The organism is Jatrophihabitans cynanchi (assembly GCF_027247405.1).
GTDB classification, from domain to species: Bacteria; Actinomycetota; Actinomycetes; order Mycobacteriales; family Jatrophihabitantaceae; genus Jatrophihabitans_B; species Jatrophihabitans_B cynanchi.
Genome location: NZ_CP097463.1, coordinates 2,040,422 through 2,061,238, shown reverse-complemented (window position 1 = coordinate 2,061,238; position 20,817 = coordinate 2,040,422). Strand labels below are relative to the sequence as shown.

Below are 20,817 nucleotides of genomic sequence, written 5' to 3'. Positions count from 1 at the left end.
TCGGGAAGGTAGGGCTCCTCACCCTGCGGGTGAGTGAGGCGCGGTCCGCTGCCGGGTGGCTGGCGGGCGGGTGGCCGGCGGTCCGGTGGCCGGCGGGCGGGTGGCCGGTGGTCCGCCGACAGCTCGCCGGCGTGATCGGGCTCTGCATGCATGCTTGCCTGCAGAACCCGACTGACGCGACAAGCACTGCTCCGGCGGTCTGCCGACAGCTCGCGACCAGCGCTGCTCCGCTGCTCCGCCGCTCCGCCGACAGGTCGTCGGCGTGATCGGGCTCTGCATGCATGCTTGCCTGCAGAACCCGACTGACGCGACTAGCACTGCTCCGCCCGCTGACGCGACAAGCACTGCTCCGCCGCTCCGCCGACAGGTCGTCAGCGTGATCGGGCTCTGCATGCATGCTTGCCTGCAGAACCCGACTGACGCGACCAGCACTGCTCCTGCCACTGACGCGGCCGGTCCGCTGCTGCCGCCGGCGCGGCCACCGCTCCGCCGCGAGGCGGCCGGTCCGCTTTCGCGCGGGTAAGCGCACGCCGCGCGAATACCGCGATACCTCTCCTGCAGACGCGGTTTCGACGAGCGCCTAGACTCAGCGGCGACAGCTCGTGAAACCGTTCACAAAGTCCGCACGAGATCGAACGGGGACTGGTGAGGATGACAGCGCCGAGCACCGAGGTGCGCCCGCAGTCGGACGTACCCGAGGACCGCAGCAGCGCCGATGTGATCGTGGTCGGCGCCGGGCCGGCGGGCAGCAGCGCCGCCTACTGGCTGGCGACGGCCGGGCTCGACGTGCTGCTGCTGGAGAAGACCACCTTCCCGCGCGAGAAGGTGTGCGGTGACGGGCTCACCCCGCGCGGCACGCGAGCGCTGCTGGACATGGGCATCGACGTCAGCGAGGACGCCGGCTGGCTGCACAACAAGGGGCTGCGCGTCGTCGGTGGCGGCCAGCGGCTGCACCTGAACTGGCCGGAGCTGTCCAGCTTCCCGCCGTACGGACTGGTCCGCCCGCGCGCCGACCTGGACGCCCTGCTCGCCGCGCAGGCGGTCAAGGCCGGCGCCCGGCTGCACGAGCAGGTCACGGTTACCGAGCCGACCCTCGACTCCGCCGGCCGGGTCACCGGCGTGCGGGCCCGCGGCCAGGACAAGCGGCCGCTACAGTTCACTGCCCCGCTCGTGCTCACCTGCGAGGGGGTGAGCGGCAAACTCGCCCAGGCACTCGGCGTGCACCGCAACGACAAGCGGCCGCTGGGCGTCGCCGTCCGCCGCTACTACACCAGCTCCAAGACCCATGACGACTACCTCGAGTCGTGGCTGGAGCTATGGGACGGCAAGGCGAACGAGTCGAACCTGCTGCCCGGCTACGGCTGGATCTTCGGCATGGGCGACGGCACGGTGAACGCGGGCCTGGGCGTGCTCAACTCCAGCGCCGGCTTCGGCAAGACCGACTACCGGGCGATGCTCACCCGCTGGCTGGACAACACGCCCGAGGAGTGGGGACTGCGCGAGCAGAACGCCACCTGCCCGACCCGCGGAGCGGCACTGCCGATGGGGTTCAACCGCACGCCGCACTACCTGCGCGGCCTGCTGCTCGTCGGCGACTCCGGCGGCAGCGTCAACCCGTTCAACGGCGAGGGCATCCCGTACGCGATGGAGTCCGGCAAGTTCGCCGCCGAGGCCGCGGTCGAAGCGCTGCGCAGGGCGTCCGGTCCCGCGCGGGAGGACGCGCTCGCGAAGTACCCCAAGCGGATGCAGCAGGAGTGGGGCGCGTACTACCGGCTCGGCGCGATCTTCGTGAAGCTGATCGGCAACCCCAAGGTGATGCAGGCCTGCACCCGGCACGGCCTGCCGCACCCGGCGCTGATGCGCTTCGTCCTCAAGCTGCTGGCGAACCTCACCGACCCGCATGACGGCGACCTGTCCGACCGGGTGATCTCCGTGCTGACCCGACTCACCCCGGCGGTCCGTTAGGCATGCCTAAGCAAAATCTGCGACGCGTCGACCGACTAGCCTTTGCACCGCGTCACGCCGTGCGTCTGAAGGGAGAGCTGCGCTAGATGCTTGCGCCGTATCTGCCGATCGTTCTGTTGTTCGCGCTGGCCCTGGCCTTCGCGCTGTTCTCGGTGGTGATCGCACCGTTCGTCGGCCCGCGCCGCTACAACAAGGCCAAGCTGGACTTCTACGAGTGCGGCATCGAACCGACTCCGCAGCCGCTCGGCCCGAACCGGTTCCCGATCAAGTACTTCCTGACGGCGATGCTGTTCATCGTCTTCGACATCGAGATCATCTTCCTGTACCCGTACGCCGTGGCGAACAAGATGCTCGGGCTGTTCGGGCTGGTCGAGATCATCTTGTTCATCGTCACCGTGTTCGCCGCGTACGCCTATGTGTGGCGCCGCGGCGGGCTGGATTGGGACTAGCCGTGGGTCTTGAAGAGAAGCTTCCGGACGGGATCCTGCTCGCGAGCGTCGAGAAGATCGTCAACTGGACGCGCAAGTCCTCGCTGTGGCCGGCCACCTTCGGCCTGGCCTGCTGCGCGATCGAGATGATGACGTTCGGCGCGCCGCGCTTCGACTCGGCGCGCTTCGGCATGGAGGTGTTCCGCGCCTCGCCGCGGCAGGCCGACCTGATGATCGTCGCCGGCCGGGTCAGCCAGAAGATGGCCCCGGTGCTGCGCCAGATCTACGACCAGATGCCCGATCCGAAGTGGGTGCTGGCGATGGGCGTCTGCGCCAGCTCCGGCGGCATGTTCAACAACTACGCGATCGTGCAGGGCGTCGATCACGTGGTGCCCGTCGACATGTACCTGCCGGGTTGCCCGCCGCGCCCGGAGATGCTGATCGACGCGATCCTCAAGCTGCACACCAAGATCATGAACGAGCCGCTCGGACCGAAGCGGGCGGCGAAACTGGCGGACCAGCGCGTCGAACTCGTCCCCTCGTCCATCAAGTACGGCCGGTGATCTCGCGATGAGCGGACCGGTGGAGCGACCCGTCCCGGACAACTCCGCGCCGGAACAGAGCGCGGCGGAGATCGAGCGGTCGACTGTTGCACAGGGACCGAACGACGACCGGGGGGCCGACCGGCACGGCATGTTCGGTGTCGCCGGCTCCGGCGACACGTCCGGCTTCGGTGGCCTGGTCCGCGAGGCCTGGGTGCCGGCCGCCGCCGAACGCCCGTACGGCTCCTACTTCGACGAGGTCGTCGACGGCCTGCAGGCCGTCTGCCCCGAAGGCGTCACCAAGGTCGTGATCGACCGGGGCGAACTCACCCTGCACGTCGCGCGGGAACACCTCCTCGCCGTCGCGACGGCGCTGCGCAACGACCCGGGCCTGCGCTTCGAACTGTGCTCGAGCGTGTCCGGCGTCGACTACCTGGGCACCCAGCACCGCCTGCACGCCGTCTACCACCTGGTGTCGATGACCTACCGGCGGCGGATCCGGCTGGAGGTCGCGGTCAGCGTCGAGGACCCGCACATCCCCTCCGTCACCGCGCTGTACCCCGGCGCGGACTGGCAGGAGCGCGAGACCTACGACATGTTCGGCATCATCTTCGACGGCCACCCGGCGCTGACCCGGATCCTGATGCCGGACGACTGGGACGGCTTCCCGCAGCGCAAGGACTACCCGCTCGGCGGGATCCCGGTGCAGTACAAGGGCGCCACGATCCCGCCGCCCGACGAGCGGAGGGCATACAAGTGAGTCAGGACAGTTACGCACCGAGCCGCGAGACCACCGAGGGCCGCATCTACAACCTCAGTGGTGGCGACTGGGACAAGGTCATCGCCGGCGAGCACCTCGGCGAGGAGCGTCTGGTCCTCAACATGGGCCCGCAGCACCCGTCCACGCACGGCGTGCTTCGACTCGTGCTCGAACTCGAAGGCGAGTCGGTCACGGACGCTCGCGTCGTGGTCGGGTACCTGCACACCGGCATCGAGAAGAACACCGAGTTCCGCACCTGGACGCAGGCCGTCACCTTCCTGACCCGCGCCGACTACCTGTCGCCGTTCTTCAACGAGACCGCCTACTGCATGGGCGTGGAGCGGCTGCTCGGCGTCGAGGTTCCCGACCGGGCCCGGCTGATCCGCATCCTGATGATGGAGATCAACCGGCTGTCCTCGCACTGGGTGTGGCTGGCCACCGGCGGTATGGAGCTCGGCGCGCTGACCGCGATGACCAACGGCTTCCGCGCCCGTGAGCGGTGCCTGGACATCTTCGAGCTGATCACCGGGCTGCGCATGAACCACGCGTACGTGCGCCCCGGCGGCGTCGCGCAGGACCTACCCGTCGGCTACGACGAGGCGATCCGCCAGTGGATCAAGGAGATGCGTGAGGAGCTCGTCGGCATCGACAAGCTGCTCACCGGCCAGACGATCTGGGTCAACCGACTCAAGGACGTCGGCTGGATCGGCGTCGAGGGCTGCATCGCGCTCGGCGTCACCGGTCCGATGCTGCGCGCCGCCGGCCTGCCGTGGGACCTGCGCAAGACCGACCCGTATCTCGGCTACGAGACGTTCGACTTCGAGGTACCGACCGATGACCGTGGGGACTGCTGGTCGCGGTACGTGGTGCGGGTGGCCGAGATGTGGGAGTCGCTGAAGATCGTCGAGCAGGTGCTGGACCGGCTCGAGCCCGGCCCGACGATGATCGACGACCCGAAGATCGGCTGGCCGGCCAAGCTCTCCCTCGGGCCGGACGGCATGGGCAACTCGCTACCGCACGTGCACCACATCATGGGCACCTCGATGGAGGCGCTGATCCACCACTTCAAGCTCGTCACCGAGGGCTTCCGGGTGCCGCCCGGCCAGGTCTACTCGGCGGTCGAGTCGCCGCGTGGCGAACTCGGGGCGCACGTGGTTAGCGACGGCGGCACGCGCCCGTTCCGGATCCACTTCCGCGAGCCGAGCTTCATCAACCTGCAGGCCACGGCGACGTTGGCGATCGGCGGCATGGTCGCCGATGTCATCGCCTCCGTCGCCTCGATCGACCCGGTGATGGGTGGTTGCGACCGGTGACGAATCCACGACTGTCGGTGCAGACCGATTCGACCGACGCGGGCGGGGTCAACTTCCGCACCTCGGTGATCAACCTGGAGCGTCCCGGCGATCCGAGCATCTTCGACGCGCAGACCGACCGTGAGGCCGACGAGCTGATCGCGCGCTACCCGGCCGGCCAGGCCCGCTCGGCGTTGCTGCCGATGCTGCACCTGGTCCAGTCGGTGCAGGGCTACGTCACGCCGGACGGCATCGCGTTCTGTGCCGACAAGCTCGGCATCACCAAGGCGCAGGTCGCCGCGGTCGCGACGTTCTACACGATGTACAAGCGCAGCCCGACCGGCGAGTACCTGGTCAGCGTCTGCACCAACACGCTGTGCGGCATGCTCGGCGGCGACGAGATCTTCGCCGCGCTGAAGGACACGCTCGGCGTCGGCAACAACGAGACCACGCCGGACGGATCGATCACCCTGGAGCACGCCGAGTGCCTGGCGGCGTGCGACTACGCGCCCGTGGTCACCGTCAACTACGAGTTCTTCGACAACCAGACGGTCGGCAGCGCGCGCAACATCGTCGACGAGTTGCGCTCCGGTTCGCGGCCGGTGCCGACGCGCGGCGCGCCGCTGTGCACGTTCAGGCAGATCGAGCGGCAGGTCGCCGGCTTCTTCGACGAGCAGAGCCTGGCCCAGGACGCGCCGAGCGGCGGCGTGCCGACCGAGGTGGGCGTCAAGCTCGCGCTCGAGCGCGGCGACACCGCGCCGTCCTACGCCACGCAGGACGGCGGCGGCGCGGCCGGCTCCCCGGCGGCGCACACGTCCGACCAGCCCACGAGCGCGCATGACGCCCCGCTGCGGACCGCGGAGTCGGACGGGTCGGCGACGCCGGCCGGTGCGACCGAGGCGAAGTCGACACCCGCCGAGACGCCGAAGGCCGCTCCGGCCAAGCGCGTTCGCAAGACCAGCGCGAAGAAGGAGGACTGACGTGCCACTGGCTCCCGTCCTCACCAAGCGGTTCGGCACCGACCAGCCGTGGAAGATCGAGAACTACGAGCGGCTCGACGGCTACGCCGGGCTGCGCAAGGCACTGACCATGACGCCGGACGACCTGATCGGACTGGTCAAGGACGCCAACCTGCGCGGCCGCGGCGGCGCCGGCTTCCCGACCGGGATGAAGTGGTCCTTCGTCGCCGAGCCCAAGGGCGTGCCCCGCGGCGATCGCTACGTGGTGGTCAACGCCGACGAGGGTGAGCCGGGCACCTGCCGCGACATGCCGCTGATGATGAACGACCCGCACTCGATGGTCGAGGGCATCATCATCAGCTGTTTCGCGATCCGGGCGGCACGCGCGTTCATCTACATCCGCGGCGAGGCGGTGCACGCGATCCGCCGGGTCACCGCTGCCGTCGAGCAGGCCCGCGCACGCGGCTACCTCGGTACCGACATCCTCGGCTCCGGTTTCGACTGCGAGATCACCGTGCACGCGGGCGCCGGCGCATACATCTGCGGCGAGGAGACCGCGCTGCTCGACTCGCTCGAGGGACGGCGCGGCCAGCCCCGGCTCAAGCCGCCGTTCCCCGCCACCAACGGGCTGTACCAGAAGCCGACCACCGTGAACAACGTCGGGACGCTGGCCAGCGTCCCGTACATCGTTCTCGGCGGCAGCGACTGGTTCAAGAAGATGGGGCCGGAGGGCTCGCCGGGCCCGTGCATCTACTCGCTGTCCGGTCGGGTGAAGAACCCCGGCCAGTACGAGGCGCCGATGGGCACCACGCTGCGTGAGCTGCTCGAGCTCGCGGGCGGAATGAGCCGCGGCAAGGAACTGAAGTTCTGGACGCCCGGGGGCTCGTCGACACCGATGTTCACGGCCGAGCAGCTGGACATCCCGCTCGACTTCGACGCGGCGGTCAAGGCCGGTTCGATGAACGGCACCTCCGCTGTGATGATCTTCGACGAGGACGACTGCGTCGTGCGCGCCGTGCAGAAGTGGAGCGACTTCTACGCCCACGAGTCGTGCGGCAAGTGCACGCCGTGCCGTGAGGGCACCTACTGGTACGTCGCGATCTTCGACCGGCTGGAGCACGGTGGCGGCACGATCGAGGACGTCGAGACGCTGCTGGACCTGTCCGACAACATCCTGGGCCGCGCGTTCTGCGCGCTGGGCGACGGCGCGACCAGCCCGGTGATGTCCTCGATCAAGTACTTCCGCGAGGAGTACCTCGCGCACGTCGAGCACAACGGATGCCCGCACGCCGGCGCGCGCACCCTGGCAGGAGCACACTAAATGAGCGAAGCACCCGCCAAGGAAGACCTGATCACGCTCACCATCGACGGGTTCGAGCTGTCGGTTCCGAAGGGGACGCTGCTGATCCGCGCGGCCGAGCAGTTGGGCATCCAGATCCCGCGCTTCTGCGACCACCCGCTGCTCGAGCCGGCCGGCGCGTGCCGCCAGTGCCTGGTGGAGGTCACCGACATGGGCAACGGGCGCGGCATGCCCAAGCCGGCCGCGTCCTGCACCACCACGGTGATGCCCGGCATGGTGGTGAAGACGCAGCTCAGTTCGGTGGTAGCCGACAAGGCGCAGCAGGGCGTCATGGAGCTGCTGCTGATCAACCACCCGCTCGACTGCCCGATCTGCGACAAGGGCGGCGAGTGCCCGCTGCAGAACCAGGCGATGAGCAACGGCCGCGGCGAGTCCCGCTTCCGCGACGTCAAGCGCACCTGGCCCAAGCCGATCGCCATCTCGACGAACGTGCTCCTCGACCGCGAGCGCTGCATCTCCTGCCTGCGCTGCGTCCGCTTCTCCGAGCAGATCGCGGGCGATCCGTTCATCGACATGTTCGACCGCGGCTGGCAGCAGGAGATCAGTACCAGCGAGGACGTCCCGTTCCAGTCGTACTACTCCGGCAACACCATCCAGATCTGCCCGGTCGGCGCGCTCACCAGTTCGTCCTACCGGTTCCGGGCGCGCCCGTTCGACCTGCGCTCGGCCGACTCGATCTGCGAGCACTGCGCGTCGGGGTGCGCCCAACGCACCGACTTCCGCCGCGGCAAGGTCACCCGCCGGCTCGCCGGCGAGGACCCGCAGGTGAACGAGGAGTGGAACTGCGACAAGGGCCGCTTCGCGTTCAGGTACGCGACCCAACCCGATCGGCTGCTGACCCCGCTGGTGCGTGACCAGAACGGCAAGCTGGTCGAGACGAGCTGGCCCAAGGCGCTCGAGCGCGCGGCGACGGGTCTGCGCGAGGCGATCGATCGCGGCGGCGTGGGCGTGCTGCCCGGCGGCCGGCTCACCGAGGAGGACGCCTACGCGTACGCGAAGTTCGCGCGCGTGGCCCTCGGCACGAACGACGTCGACGCTCGCACCCGCCCGGTGAGCGCCGAGGAGCTTTCGTTCCTGGGCTCGCACGTCGCGGGCACCACGCCGCAACGGGTGTCGTACGAGTCGCTCGACGCGGCGCCTGCGGTACTGCTCGTCGGCTTCGAGCCGGAGGAGGAGTCGCCGATCGTCTTCCTGCGGCTGCGCAAGAGCACCCGGCTGGGTCGGACGAAGGTCTGGACGATCGCGCCGCTGCGCTCCGCCGGGGTGCGCAAGCTCGACGGCACCCTGATCAAGACGGTCCCCGGCGGCGAGGCGAACGCGCTGAACACGCTGGACGCCGCGGTGTCCGAGGCGCTCGCGCAGCCCGGTGCCGTGATCCTCGCCGGTGAGCGGCTGGCGTCCTCGCCCGGCGCGCTGAGCGCGGTCGCGGCGCTGGCCGCCGGCACCGGTGCGGCCCTGGCCTGGGTGCCGCGCCGTGCCGGCGAGGTCGGCGCGGTCGACGCCGGTGCGGTGCCCACCCTGCTGCCCGGCGGCCGTCCGGTCACCGACGCGGCTGCGCGTGGCGAGGTGGCCGCGGTGTGGGGGGCCGAGCTGCCTGCGCAACCGGGTCGCGATGTGGACGCCATCCTGGCCGCCGCGGCGGGTGGCTCGCTCGCCGCGCTGGTGGTCGGTGCGGTGGACCCCGACGACGTCGCCGACCCCGCAGTGGCCGCGCAGGCGCTGGAGCGGGCCGGATTCATCGTCTCGCTCGAGATCCGGCACAGCGTGGTCACCGAGCACGCCGACGTGGTGCTGCCGGTCGCGCCGGCCGCCGAGAAGGCCGGCCGGTTCGTGACCTGGGAGGGGCGCCGCCGCCCGTTCGAGGCGACGCTGCACACCACCGCGCTCTCGGACGCGCAGGTTCTGGACGCGCTCGCCGAGGAGTTGGACGTCTCGCTCAACACGCGCACCGTCGGGCTGGTGCGCGCCGAGCTGGCGCGGCTCGGTGGCTGGGGCGCCCGTCCGGCCGCTCCGGCGGTGGCCGCCGCCGCGCCGCCCACCCCGGCCGAGGGCGAGGTGCTGCTGGCCACCTGGCACGAGCTGCTCGACGCCGGGCGGGGCCAGGACGGGGACGAGAACCTGGCCGGCACCGCCAAGCCCGCCCGCGCGATCCTGTCCGCCGCCACCGCGGTGGCCGCCGGCATCCGGGACGGCGGCACGCTGGCCGTCTCGACCGGCGCCGGCACCGTGGTCGCCCCCGCGGTGATAGCCGACGTTGCCGACGGCGTGGTCTGGCTGCCGACCAACGCGCGCGACTGCCGGGTCCGTAGCACGCTCGGCGTGACGTCCGGCGCGAGCGTGCGGCTGGCCAACGCCGATGCCCCACCGGTCGTCGGCGCCGATCCCGCCGCCGCGGCAGGGGGTGGACAGTGATCCGCGCCAGTCACTCCGCGCGTGAGCTGGTCGCGAGCGCCCAGAACCTGCCCGGCTTCGGGGACCAGCCGATCTGGCTCTCGCTGATCAAGGTCGTCGCCGTGTTCGCATTCCTCGTCGTCATGACGCTGTTCGCGATCGTCTTCGAACGCAAGGTAGTCGGCCGGATGCAGAACCGCATCGGCCCGAACCGCACCGGCCCCTGGGGCATCCTGCAGTCGCTCGCCGACGGCGTGAAGCTGGCCTTCAAGGAAGAGGTCATCCCGCTTCTTGCCGACAAGCCGGTGTACTTCCTCGCTCCGATCCTGTCGGCCGTGCCGGCCTTCCTCGCGTTCTCGGTGATCCCGTTCGGCCCGCAGGTCTCGATGTTCGGGCACAAGACGGCGCTGCAACTAACGGACCTTCCGGTCGGCGTGCTCGTCGTGTTCGCCTGCTCCAGTCTGGGCGTGTACGGCATCGTGCTGTCCGGCTGGGCGTCCGGCTCGACCTACCCGCTGCTCGGTGGCCTGCGCTCGGCGGCCCAGATGATCTCGTACGAGGTCGGCATGGGCCTGTCGATGGTCGCGGTGTTCCTGTTCAGCGACACCATGTCCACCAGCGGGATCATCTACGGCCAGCGGCACATCTGGAACGTCGTGCCGTTGTTCGTCTCGTTCTGCATCTACGCGGTGTGCGTGGTGGGCGAGACGAACCGTGCCCCGTTCGACCTGGCCGAGGCCGAGTCCGAACTGGTCGGCGGCTTCCACACCGAGTACTCGTCGTTCAAGTTCGCGATGTTCTTCCTCGCCGAGTACATCAACATGGTCACCGTGTCCGCGCTCGCGACCACGCTGTTCCTCGGCGGGTGGCGCGCCCCGGTGCCGATCTCGCTGTGGCACGGCGCGAACCACGGCTGGTGGCCGATGCTCTGGTTCGTGATCAAGGTCGTGCTGTGCATCTTCGTGTTCGTCTGGCTGCGCGGCACCTTGCCGCGGCTGCGGTACGACCAGTTCATGCAGCTGGGCTGGAAGGTGCTGATCCCGATCAACCTGGTCTGGATCCTCGCCGTCACCGCGATCCATGTGCTGCGCGACCGGGGTTGGGATTCGTGGAAGGCGACCGCGCTGCCGTTGGCGCTCGTCCTGATCGTCGTCGTCATCCCCGCACTCATGGTGCTCGAGGGCGCCGCGGCCCGTCGAACCGCGGACCGGGTGGCCGAGGACGAGGCTGCCGCTCGGCTCGAGCCCACCTTCCCGATTCCACCGATGGACCTTGTCGTCCCCACGCCGAAGCGGCTGGCGACCACGTCCGCGCCGAGAGCCTCCGTCTCGGAGGGAGACAACGCTGATGGCTGACGTTCAGAGCGGCGAACCGGGCGGCACCCTGCTCGGCTTCGCCAAGGGTTTCGGGCTCACCTTCGGGACCATGTTCAAGAAGACGTACACGCAGCAGTACCCGTTCGACTTCTACGAGACCGCACCGCGCTATCACGGCCGGCACGTGCTGAACCGGCACCCGGACGGGCTGGAGAAGTGTGTCGGCTGCGAGTTGTGCGCCTGGGCCTGCCCGGCCGACGCGATCTACGTCGAGGGCGGTGACAACACCGAGGAAGAGCGCTACTCCCCGGGTGAGCGGTACGGCAAGGTCTACCAGATCAACTACCTGCGCTGCATCTTCTGCGGCATGTGCATCGAGGCCTGCCCGACCAGGTCGCTCACGATGAGCAACGAGTACGAACTGGCGCTGGACAACCGGCAGGACCTGATCTACACGAAGGAGCAGTTGATGGCGCCGCTGCTGCCGGGGATGGAGGCGCCGCCGCACGCGATGCGGCTCGGCGACGACGAGAAGGACTACTACACGGTCGAGTCTCAGGCGCCGTTGCAGCAGGGCGCGCCGCAGAGCACGGCGAACCCGGCGGGCCGGCCGATCACCGGGATCGCGATCGAGGTGGGTCGCCACCATGCATGAGCTGCTCGCCGCCGGGCCGCTGATGCACGGACACGTCCCCCTCGGGGAGGCCGTCGCGTTCTGGGTCCTCGGGCCGATCTCGCTGGCCGGCGCGATCGGGATGGTGCTGCTGCGCAACGCGATCCACTCGGCGCTCTCGCTGGTCGCGACCATGATGTCGCTCGGCATGTTCTACCTGATCGAGCAGGGCCCGTTCCTGGGGCTGGTGCAGATCATCGTGTACACCGGCGCGATCATGATCTTGTTCCTGTTCGTGCTCATGCTGGTCGGCCGTGACTCGTCCGACTCGATCGTCGAGACGCTGCGCGGGCAGCGCTGGGTGGCCGCCTTGTTCGGGCTCGGCTTCGCGCTGCTCGTCGCGATCGGCGTCGGCCGTGCGCTGTCGAACGAGACGCCCGTCGACCTGGACAAGCAGAACGCGGCCGGCGGGAATGTGCACTCGATCGCCGAGCTGCTGTTCACCCGGTACCTGTTCGCGTTCGAGCTCACCTCGGCGCTGTTGATCGTCGCGGCGATCGCGGCCATGGTGCTCGCGCACACCGAGCGCGACGAGCCGAAGCCGACGCAGAAGTCGATCGCGCGCGAGCGGATCCGCTCCGGGCGTCCGCAGCCGCTTCCCGGCCCGGGCGTGCTGTCGTCGGGAAACTCCATCGGCACGCCTGCGCTGCTGCCGGACGGGTCCATCTCGCAGGAGTCGCTCATGGCCGGGACGTCCGTCGGGCGCCAGACCCCGAGCACGTACGAGCGTGATCGGGAAGCCCGCGAGCTCGAGGAACGCGGTGGTGACGAGCGATGACGCCGACCTACTACCTGGTGCTGTCCGCCGCGCTGTTCTCGGTCGGTGCAGTCGGCGTGCTGGTGCGCCGCAACGCGATCGTCGTGTTCATGTGCGTCGAGCTGATGCTCAACGCGGTCAACCTCTCGCTCGTCACGTTCAGCCGCATCAACGGCAGCCTCGACGGGCAGATCATGGCGTTCTTCGTGATGACCGTGGCCGCGGCCGAGGTCGTCGTCGGGCTCGCGATCATCATGGCCATCTTCCGAACCCGCAGGTCGGCGTCCGTGGACGACCCGAACCTGCTGAAGTACTAGGGGCTGCGCGCTCATGAACCCAGCTAGCGGCGTCCAGAGCGGGGCTTGGCTGCTCATCGCCCTGCCGCTCATCTCGAGCGCGATCCTGCTCGTCGGCGGCCGGCGCACCGACAAGTGGGGGCACCTGCTCGGTGCCGGGCTGCCCGTCGCGCTGTTCGTGTACACGGTGATCCTGTTCTTCTCGGTCAAGGGCCAGGACAACCGGCTGGTCGACCAGCACCTGTTCTCCTGGATCCCGGTCGCGGGTTTCCAGGTCGACGCGGGGCTGCTGCTCGATCCGCTCGCGCTCACCTTCGCGCTGCTGATCACCGGGGTCGGCTCGCTGATCCACATCTACGCCGTCGGTTACCTGGACCACGACCCCGGGCGCCGGCGCTTCTTCGGCTACTTCAACTTCTTCATCGCCGCGATGCTGCTGCTCGTGCTGGCCGACAGCTACCTGCTGCTCTACGTCGGCTGGGAGTGCGTGGGTCTGGCCTCCTACCTGCTCATCTCCTACTACTACAACCGCAACAGCGCGGCCACGGCCGGCAACAAGGCGTTCTTCGCGAACCGGGTCGGCGACGTCGGGCTGTCGATCGCGATCATGCTGATGTTCGCCTACTTCGGCAGCACCTCCTTCGCCGGCGTCTTCGCGCACTTCGGCGCCGACGGCAACGCGAGCAAGGGTGTGGCCGCGGCGATCGGCATCATGCTGCTGGTCGGTGCGTGCAGCAAGTCCGGCCAGGTGCCGCTTCAGTCCTGGTTGCCGGACGCCATGGAGGGCCCGACGCCTGTCTCGGCCCTCATCCACGCCGCAACCATGGTCACCGCGGGCGTCTACCTGATCGCCCGCTCGGCACCGATCTTCAACGCATCGCAGGCCGCGCGCACGCTGGTGGTCATCGTCGGTGCGGTCACGATCCTCTACGGCTGCATCAGCGCGTTCGGGCAGGACGACCTGAAGAAGGTGCTCGCCTACTCGACGGTGAGCCAGATCGGCTACATGTTCCTGGCCGTGGGGCTCGGGCCCGGCGTGTACGCGATCGGCATCATCCACCTGCTCGGTCACGGCTTCTTCAAGGCCGCGCTGTTCCTGTCGGCGGGTGCGGTGATGCACGCGATGAACGACCGCATCGACATGCGCCGCTTCGGCGGCCTGGCGAGGGTGATGCCGGTGACGTTCGCGGTGTTCGCGAGCGGCTGGCTGGCGATCATCGGCATCCCGCCGTTCACCGGCTTCTTCACCAAGGACAAGATCATCGAAGCGGCGTTCGACAAGGGCGGGACGTCCGGCTGGATCCTCGGGCTGGCCGCCCTGCTCGGCGCCGGGCTGACCGCGGCCTACATGACCCGTGCGCTGGTGATGACGTTCCTCGGCGAGCGCCGCTGGGAGGACGACGTGCACCCGCACGAGGCGTCCCGGGTGATGACGCTGCCGATGGGCATCCTCGCCGTCCTGTCCCTGGTCGGCGGCTACCTGCTGATCTTCGGCGGCGGCGTGCAGCACTGGCTCAGCCCGTCCGTCGGCCACAGCGTGGAAGAGGGGGTGCACACCATCTCGCCGGTCGTGCTCGCGGTGATCACCATCGTGGTGGCGCTGCTCGGCGTGTTCGGCGCATGGGTCGCGTTCGGGACGCGTCCGGTGCCGGTCGAGCAGCCGGTGGGCAGTCCGCTCACCACGGCGGCCCGCGCCAACCTCTACGGCGACGCGTTCAACGAGGCGGTGCTGATGCGGCCCGGCCAGTGGCTCACCCGTGCGCTGGTCTTCTTCGACAACCGAGGCGTCGACGGTACGGTGAACGGCCTGGGGGCGGGCTTCGGCGGTGGCTCCGGCCGGCTCCGAAGGCTGCAGACCGGCTTCGTGCGAAGTTACGCGCTGTCCATGCTGGGCGGCTCGATCGCCGTCGTGGCCGTGCTGCTGGCGGTGAGGTTCCAGTGAACAACGTGGCACTGGTGATCCTCGTCCTGATCCCGCTCGCCGGCTCGGGCCTGGTCTTCTCGATGAAGGACGCCCAGGCGACGCTCGCCAAGCAGGTGACGCTCGCCGTCTCGCTGATCGTGGTGGTCTACACCGCCGTGCTCGGGTTCAGCTTCGACACCGGCAAGGGCGCCGACCGGTTCCAGTTCCAGGGCAGTTGGGTGTGGATCAAGAGCTTCGGCGTGCACCTCGCGTTCGGCCTCGACGGCATTGCCCTGGTGCTGGTCGCGATGTCGGTGGTGCTGGTGCCGGCCGTGATCCTGGCGTCGTGGAACTCCTTCGACAGCAAGGCCGGTGCCGAGGAACTCCCGGTTGCCGGGGCCAAGCCGCGCAGCGTGAAGAACTACTTCGGCCTGCTGCTGCTGCTCGAGTTCTTCATGATCGGCGTGTTCACCGCGACCGACGTCTTCCTGTTCTACGTGTTCTTCGAGGCGATGCTGGTCCCGATGTACTTCATCATCGGCAGCTTCGGCGGCCCGCGCCGCCAGTACGCGGCGATGAAGTTCTTCCTGTACTCGCTGGTCGGCGGCCTGCTCATGCTGGCCTCGGTCATCGGCCTGTACATCACCACCGGCTCGCGCACGTTCGCGATCGCCGACCTGATCGGAAAGGTCCCGGACAACGCGACGCAGAAGTGGCTGTTCCTCGGCTTCTTCATCGCCTTCGCCATCAAGGCCCCGCTCGTGCCGTTCCACACCTGGCTGCCGGACGCCGGTGCCGAGGCGCCCGCGGGCGGTGCCGCGCTGCTCGTCGGCGTGCTGGACAAGGTCGGCACGTTCGGCTTCCTGCGCTACTGCCTGCCGCTGTTCCCGGCCGCCTCGCGCTGGGCCGCGCCGACCGTCCTGATCCTGTCGGTGATCGGCGTGCTCTACGCGGCGTTCCTGGCGATCGGCCAGCGGGACATGAAGCGGCTGGTGGCGTATACGTCGGTGGCCCACTTCGGCTTCATCGGCCTCGGCATCTTCGCGTTCACGTCCCAGGGCGGCAGCGGCGCGGTGCTGTACATGGTCAACCACGGGCTCTCGACCGGTGCCGTGTTCATCGTGGTGGGGCTGTTGATCGCGCGCGGCAAGAGCCGCAACATCGACGACTACGGCGGGGCGGCGAAGGTGACGCCGCTGCTCGCCGGGCTGTTCCTGTTCGCCGGGATGTCCGCGCTGGCGCTGCCGGGGCTGTCGACGTTCGTCAGCGAGTTCCTGGTGCTCGTCGGCTCGTTCACCCGGCACAAGGGGCTGGCGATCCTCGCCGCCACCGGAATCGTGCTGGCCGCGATCTACGTCCTCTACCTCTACCAGCGCACCTTCCAGGGCGCGGTGAGCGAGAAGGTCACCAAGTTCCGTGACCTGAACGCCCGTGAGGTGTGGGCGGTCGCGCCGCTGCTGGTGCTGATCGTGTTCCTCGGCATCTTCCCGAAGCCGGTGCTGGACGTGATCAACCCCGCGGTCCAGGCGACGCTGCACGATGTCCAGAAGACCGACCCGGCGCCCAAGCTCGGAACCGTCGCCGGACCGCGGAAGTGAGTACCCAGATGCTGCTCGCCGACACCACGCCGACGATCACCACCCCGTCGGTCGCCTACCACGCGCTGATACCGATCTTCATCGTGCTCGGCGCGGCGCTGCTCGGCGTGCTGATCGAGGCCGTGGTGCCGCGCAAGGAACGCTTCGGCGCCCAGCTGTTCGTGACGATCGCCGGGCTGATCGGTGCGCTGGTGGCGGTCGGGCTGCTGCACAACGCGCGGGTCACGACGCCCACGCCGGCCGGTAACGACAGCCTGTTCTCCGGCTCGCTCGCCATCGACGGGACCGGCCTGTTCGTGCAGGGGACGTTGCTGGCGCTGGCCATCATGGCGGCGCTGCTGATCGCCGAGCGCAGCGTCGATGTCGGCAGCCCGATCGTGGCCTCGGCCGCGGTCGTCGTCGGGTCGCCGACCGACCGCCGGCTGGCCGCGACCGACCGCGTGCAGACCGAGATCTTCCCGCTGCTGCTGTTCGCGGTGTCCGGGATGATGATCTTCGCGGTGTCGAACAACCTGCTGATCATGTTCGTCGCCCTCGAGGTCATGTCGTTGCCGCTGTACCTGATGGCCGGCCTGGCCCGGCGCCGGCGGCTGTTGTCGCAGGAGGCCGCGCTCAAGTACTTCCTGCTCGGGGCGTTCGCGTCCGCGTTCTTCCTCTACGGCATCGCACTGCTCTACGGCTACGCGGACTCGGTGGACCTGTCGGCGATCTTCGACGCCACCCGGACCTCGACCAAGTCGGACGTGCTGCTCTACGGCGGGCTGGCGCTTCTGCTCGTCGGCCTGCTGTTCAAGGCGAGCGTCGCGCCGTTCCACAACTGGACGCCGGACGTCTACCAGGGCGCGCCCACCCCGGTATCGGCGTTCATGGCCTCGTGCACCAAGGTTGCCGCGTTCGGCGGGCTGCTGCGGGTGCTGTACGTGGCCTTCAGCGGCACCGCCTGGAACTGGCGCCCGATCATCTGGGCGGTGGCCATCGCGTCGATGGCGGTCGGCGCGATCGTCGGCCTGACCCAGACCGACATCAAGCGGATCCTGGCGTACTCCTCGATCGCGCACGCCGGTTTCATCCTGGTCGGGCTGGTCGCCGTCACCAGGGACGCCTCGGCCGGGGTGCTGTTCTACGTGCTCACCTACGGCTTCAGCACGATGGCCGCGTTCGGGCTGCTCATGCTGGTCCGGGACGCGGACGGCGAGGCGACGCACCTGTCGCAGTGGTCCGGGCTGGCGCGCAAGAGCCCGGTCGTCGCGCTCGTGATGACCGTCCTGCTGATGTCCATGGCCGGTATCCCGCTCACCGCTGGATTCACCGGGAAGTTCTTCGTCTTCCGGTCCGCCTGGCACACGGCCGGACCGCTCGTCGTGCTCGCTCTGGTGTTCTCGGCGATCGCGGCGTTCTACTACCTGCGCATCATCGTGATGATGTACTTCGCCGACCCGCCGGAGAACGGCCCGACGATCGCCATTCCGGGCTGGTCCTCGTCCGTCGCGCTGACGGTCGGCGTGGTCGTCACGGTGATCCTGGGCGTGTTCCCGCAGCCGGTGCTGGACCTGGCGACCAAGGCGGCGTCCTCGCTCATCGGCTAAGTACGCTGGCGCAATGAGCAGCACCACGCCGTCCGCGATCGGCGTCGAGTTCGACGACCCGCAGCTCGAGGCGTCGGTCCGCGCCGGGCTGGCCACCATCGAACAGTCGCTGGCGCGGTCGGTCCGCTCGGACGACGAGTTCGTCTCCGAGGCGGCCGGCTACCTGGTGGACGCCGGCGGCAAGCGGTTCCGCCCGTTGGTGAGCACCCTGGCGGCCCACTTCGGTGACCCCACCCGTCCCGAGATCGTGGCGGCCGCGGTCGTGGTCGAGCTGACGCACCTGGCGACGCTATACCACGACGACGTGATGGACGAGGCGCCTGTTCGCCGCGGCGCGGAGTCGGCGAACGCGCGCTGGGACAACACGGTCGCGATCCTGACGGGCGACTTCCTGTTCTCCCGCGCCTCCAACCTGCTCGCCGACCTCGGCCCGTGGGCGGTGCGGCTGCAGGCCCAGACCTTCGAGCGGCTGGTGATCGGTCAGATCCACGAGACGGTGGGTCCGCAGGCGGGCGCCGACCCGATCGAGCACTACCTGGGCGTGCTCGCCGACAAGACCGGGTCGCTGATCGCCACGGCCGCAGAGTTCGGCGCCCACTTCGCCGGCGTGGACTCCCCGACCATCGCGGCGCTGCGCAGCGTCGCGCAGTTGGTCGGTATGGCCTTCCAGCTCAGCGACGACATCCTGGACATCGCGTCCGAGAGCGTGGAGTCGGGCAAGACACCCGGCACGGACCTGCGTGAGGGCGTCGCGACCCTGCCCGTGCTGTACGCGCTGCGCGGGTCCGACGCCGACTCCGAGCGGCTGCGCGAGCTGGTCGGGCATCCGCTGGTCGACGACGACGAGCATGCCGAGGCGCTCGGGTTGCTGCGCAAGTCCGCGGCGTTGCAGGAGGCGCGTGAGACGCTGCGCGGCTATGCGCGTGAGGCCGACCTGGCGCTGCGGGTCCTACCGGACGTGCCCGCCCGGCGCGCGTTCCAGGCGCTCACCGCGCAGGTGGTCGAGCGCACCGGCTGAGCCGGCGGTCGCCGTGAGCCGACAGTGAGCGCGACGCTCAGTGCCACGCTCAGCCGCACAATGCAGGTTGGGCGGTGCCGCTTCGCGGCACCGCCCAACTGAACCCCACCACGCGGCTCAGGCCCGGCCCCCCCGGGTCCGTCGGCCTGCATCCTGCCCGCGGCGTCGGTAGGCGCGCACCCCCACTGCAAACGCGCCTGCCGTCGCACCTGTGCTGCTCGCTCCGCGGCTCCCAGCCCGGACCCCCCGTCCGCACCGGGACCACCGAAGCGATGTGGCCGTGGCCTGCTTCCCCCCGAAAGCCGCCTCGGCCGGTCCCCCGACCGTGCTCCCCCTGCTGTAGGAATAGCTTCCCAGGAAGTTATATCGGTGTCAAGTAGCTGTCGGAAACTATCCGACGCGTTCCTCGCCGGAGGCGCTCGACGGCCTCGGTTCGGCCAGCACCACGGTGTTGCGGCCGGCGTCCTTCGCGGCGTACAGCGCCTTGTCCGCCTCCGCCAGCAGTGCGGTCAACCCCGCGCCGTTGTCCGGGAAGACCGCGACTCCGATGGACGTCGACAGGGTGTGCTCGCAGGGCGAGTCGTCCTGGTGGGTGGCGCCGAGGTCGCACAGCCGGACGCCGCCGATGCGCAGCCGCAGACGGTCGGCTACAGCCATCGCACCCTCGGCGTTCAGCCCGGGCAGCAGGACGACGAACTCCTCGCCGCCGAAGCGCCCGACGATGTCCCCGGTGCGCAGCTCGCCGGTGATCCGCACGCTGGTGGCCAGCAGCGCGGCGTCGCCGACCAGGTGCCCGTGCAGGTCGTTCACGGCCTTGAAGGAGTCCAGGTCGAGCACGAGCAAGGCGATGTGACCCACGCGCGACAACTCCAGTTCGCGCTGCGCGCGCTGGCGCCAGGCGAGCGGGTTGAGCAGCTGGGTCTTGGCGTCGGTCGACGCTGCGGTCTCCAACTGCTTGACCAGCGCCGCGCGCTGAAGGAGCACGACGGGCAGCAACACGATCACGCCGAGCAGCGGTTGCCCGACCACCACAACCGCGGTCATGAAACCGAGGCAGAGCGTGGCGAACTCCAGCCCGTTGTCGTCCCAGGTGCCGATCAGCGCCCGCGCCGAGGGCGGGGCGCCGGTCAACACGATCGCGGCCGAGATCAGCAGCCGGTTGACCGCCGTGTAGATGAGTAGGGCTCCAAGGACCCTGAGGAGTGAGGCCAGCGACAGGAGGCCGGTGTCCCACTGCAGGTCCACCGCGACCAGTGGGCCTGCAGCCATGCAAGCGAGCATGACGGTGGCTGCCGTGTAGATACGGCGGTACAAGAGTTGGCCGACGTCCCGCTGTTGTCGTAACCACGCATGCACGGCGATCACCGCAGCAAAGAGCGCCGCGTAGCCCGCCGGCAGGATCAGCGCCCCGGCGAACGTCCACACCGACGTCATGTCTTGCAGCGCGCCGTCGCCGCCGACCAGCAAGCGCATCCGTCCGATGCGCCGCGACGTCTCCTCGAACAGGACCGCCAGGACGAGCAGGACTGTCGCGTAGCGCCACGTCACGGCGGTCGGATGATCCCTGGCGACCATCACAGCGGCCAGTGCGATCGCTCCGGCGTCGACGCACAGAATAAGCGCACGCAGCCGCACCGGGACATCGCAAAACGCAGCACCCAGCGGGCGCGGCTGCGATTCCTCGGTGTGCATGGATTCACCTATCCGATTACGAAGCGATCGCGGCGAAGCGTACGCTCCATATGCTTAATATCGCCGGTCCCGATGTCGTGACCGGCCCGTTAACTGTGAGGCTGTGCCCAGCTTAGGGGCACAGCCTCTTGGCGAGCGCGCCGCCAGCCCATAGGCTGCGGCCGGGCCCGCCTGATCGGTGCTATCGGCAAGGAGGTGAGCGACTTGAGCAACTGGGGCTGGGGAAAGTGAAAGGAATGTAAAGCGATGAGCGAATGCGAATTCGAAAAGGAGGTGACCGC

17 protein-coding genes are annotated in these 20,817 nt (G+C 69.2%); 16 read left to right on the top strand and 1 reads right to left on the bottom strand.

Annotated elements, in window-relative coordinates; all coding sequences use genetic code 11:
• Nucleotides 1-651: 651 nt before the first annotated feature.
• The 16 genes from M6B22_RS09975 to M6B22_RS09900 all read left to right on the top strand — a co-directional run bounded on the left by M6B22_RS09975 (nt 652) and on the right by M6B22_RS09900 (nt 18,844).
• Nucleotides 652-1,965, top strand: coding sequence for a geranylgeranyl reductase family protein (locus M6B22_RS09975; protein ID WP_269445610.1), 1,314 nt, complete (start codon nt 652-654; stop codon nt 1,963-1,965).
• A gap of 86 nt (nt 1,966-2,051) precedes the next feature.
• Nucleotides 2,052-2,414, top strand: coding sequence for an NADH-quinone oxidoreductase subunit A (locus M6B22_RS09970; RefSeq protein ID WP_269445609.1), 363 nt, complete (start codon nt 2,052-2,054; stop codon nt 2,412-2,414).
• Nucleotides 2,415-2,416: 2 nt separating this feature from the next.
• Nucleotides 2,417-2,956, top strand: coding sequence for a NuoB/complex I 20 kDa subunit family protein (locus tag M6B22_RS09965; protein ID WP_269445608.1), 540 nt, complete (start codon nt 2,417-2,419; stop codon nt 2,954-2,956).
• A 7-nt stretch (nt 2,957-2,963) separates the two neighbouring features.
• The gene (locus tag M6B22_RS09960; protein ID WP_269445607.1) at nt 2,964-3,695 is read left to right on the top strand and encodes an NADH-quinone oxidoreductase subunit C; all 732 of its coding nucleotides are present in this window, start codon (nt 2,964-2,966) and stop codon (nt 3,693-3,695) included.
• A complete protein-coding gene (locus M6B22_RS09955; RefSeq protein ID WP_269445606.1) occupies nt 3,692-5,008 on the top strand; it encodes an NADH-quinone oxidoreductase subunit D in 1,317 nt (438 codons plus the stop codon). Before M6B22_RS09960 ends, M6B22_RS09955 begins: the two co-directional genes overlap by 4 nt.
• Entirely contained in the window at nt 5,005-5,967 is a 963-nt protein-coding gene (gene nuoE / locus M6B22_RS09950) for an NADH-quinone oxidoreductase subunit NuoE (protein ID WP_269445605.1), read from the top strand. The genes M6B22_RS09955 and nuoE overlap by 4 nt, the downstream gene beginning before the upstream one ends.
• A gap of 1 nt (nt 5,968) precedes the next feature.
• On the top strand, nt 5,969-7,267 hold the full coding sequence (gene nuoF / locus M6B22_RS09945; RefSeq protein WP_269445604.1) for an NADH-quinone oxidoreductase subunit NuoF: 1,299 nt from the start codon (nt 5,969-5,971) through the stop codon (nt 7,265-7,267).
• Nucleotides 7,268-9,718, top strand: coding sequence for an NADH-quinone oxidoreductase subunit G (locus M6B22_RS09940; protein ID WP_269445603.1), 2,451 nt, complete (start codon nt 7,268-7,270; stop codon nt 9,716-9,718).
• Between the two features lie 47 nt (nt 9,719-9,765).
• Nucleotides 9,766-11,052, top strand: coding sequence for an NADH-quinone oxidoreductase subunit NuoH (gene nuoH / locus M6B22_RS09935; RefSeq protein ID WP_407935678.1), 1,287 nt, complete (start codon nt 9,766-9,768; stop codon nt 11,050-11,052).
• Nucleotides 11,045-11,668 (top strand): NADH-quinone oxidoreductase subunit NuoI, encoded by a 624-nt coding sequence (nuoI, locus tag M6B22_RS09930; protein ID WP_269445601.1) that lies wholly within the window; start codon nt 11,045-11,047, stop codon nt 11,666-11,668. The genes nuoH and nuoI overlap by 8 nt, the downstream gene beginning before the upstream one ends.
• On the top strand, nt 11,661-12,464 hold the full coding sequence (locus M6B22_RS09925) for an NADH-quinone oxidoreductase subunit J (protein ID WP_269445600.1): 804 nt from the start codon (nt 11,661-11,663) through the stop codon (nt 12,462-12,464). Before nuoI ends, M6B22_RS09925 begins: the two co-directional genes overlap by 8 nt.
• A complete protein-coding gene (nuoK, locus tag M6B22_RS09920; protein WP_269445599.1) occupies nt 12,461-12,760 on the top strand; it encodes an NADH-quinone oxidoreductase subunit NuoK in 300 nt (99 codons plus the stop codon). The genes M6B22_RS09925 and nuoK overlap by 4 nt, the downstream gene beginning before the upstream one ends.
• Before the next feature lie 13 nt (nt 12,761-12,773).
• Complete coding sequence (gene nuoL, locus M6B22_RS09915; RefSeq protein ID WP_269445598.1) at nt 12,774-14,681, top strand: NADH-quinone oxidoreductase subunit L; 1,908 nt, start codon at nt 12,774-12,776, stop codon at nt 14,679-14,681.
• Between the two features lie 62 nt (nt 14,682-14,743).
• Nucleotides 14,744-16,240 carry an NADH-quinone oxidoreductase subunit M gene (locus M6B22_RS09910; protein WP_407935677.1) on the top strand — a complete coding sequence of 499 codons (1,497 nt, stop codon included), beginning with the start codon at nt 14,744-14,746 and terminating at the stop codon, nt 16,238-16,240.
• A gap of 8 nt (nt 16,241-16,248) precedes the next feature.
• Nucleotides 16,249-17,826 (top strand): NADH-quinone oxidoreductase subunit NuoN, encoded by a 1,578-nt coding sequence (gene nuoN, locus M6B22_RS09905; RefSeq protein ID WP_407935676.1) that lies wholly within the window; start codon nt 16,249-16,251, stop codon nt 17,824-17,826.
• Nucleotides 17,827-17,839: 13 nt separating this feature from the next.
• Nucleotides 17,840-18,844 carry a polyprenyl synthetase family protein gene (locus tag M6B22_RS09900; protein ID WP_269445595.1) on the top strand — a complete coding sequence of 335 codons (1,005 nt, stop codon included), beginning with the start codon at nt 17,840-17,842 and terminating at the stop codon, nt 18,842-18,844.
• Nucleotides 18,845-19,234: 390 nt separating this feature from the next.
• Here M6B22_RS09900 and M6B22_RS09895 read toward each other — a convergent pair whose 3' ends face one another.
• Nucleotides 19,235-20,536 (bottom strand): GGDEF domain-containing protein, encoded by a 1,302-nt coding sequence (locus M6B22_RS09895; protein WP_269445594.1) that lies wholly within the window; start codon nt 20,534-20,536, stop codon nt 19,235-19,237.
• Nucleotides 20,537-20,817: the final 281 nt, after the last annotated feature.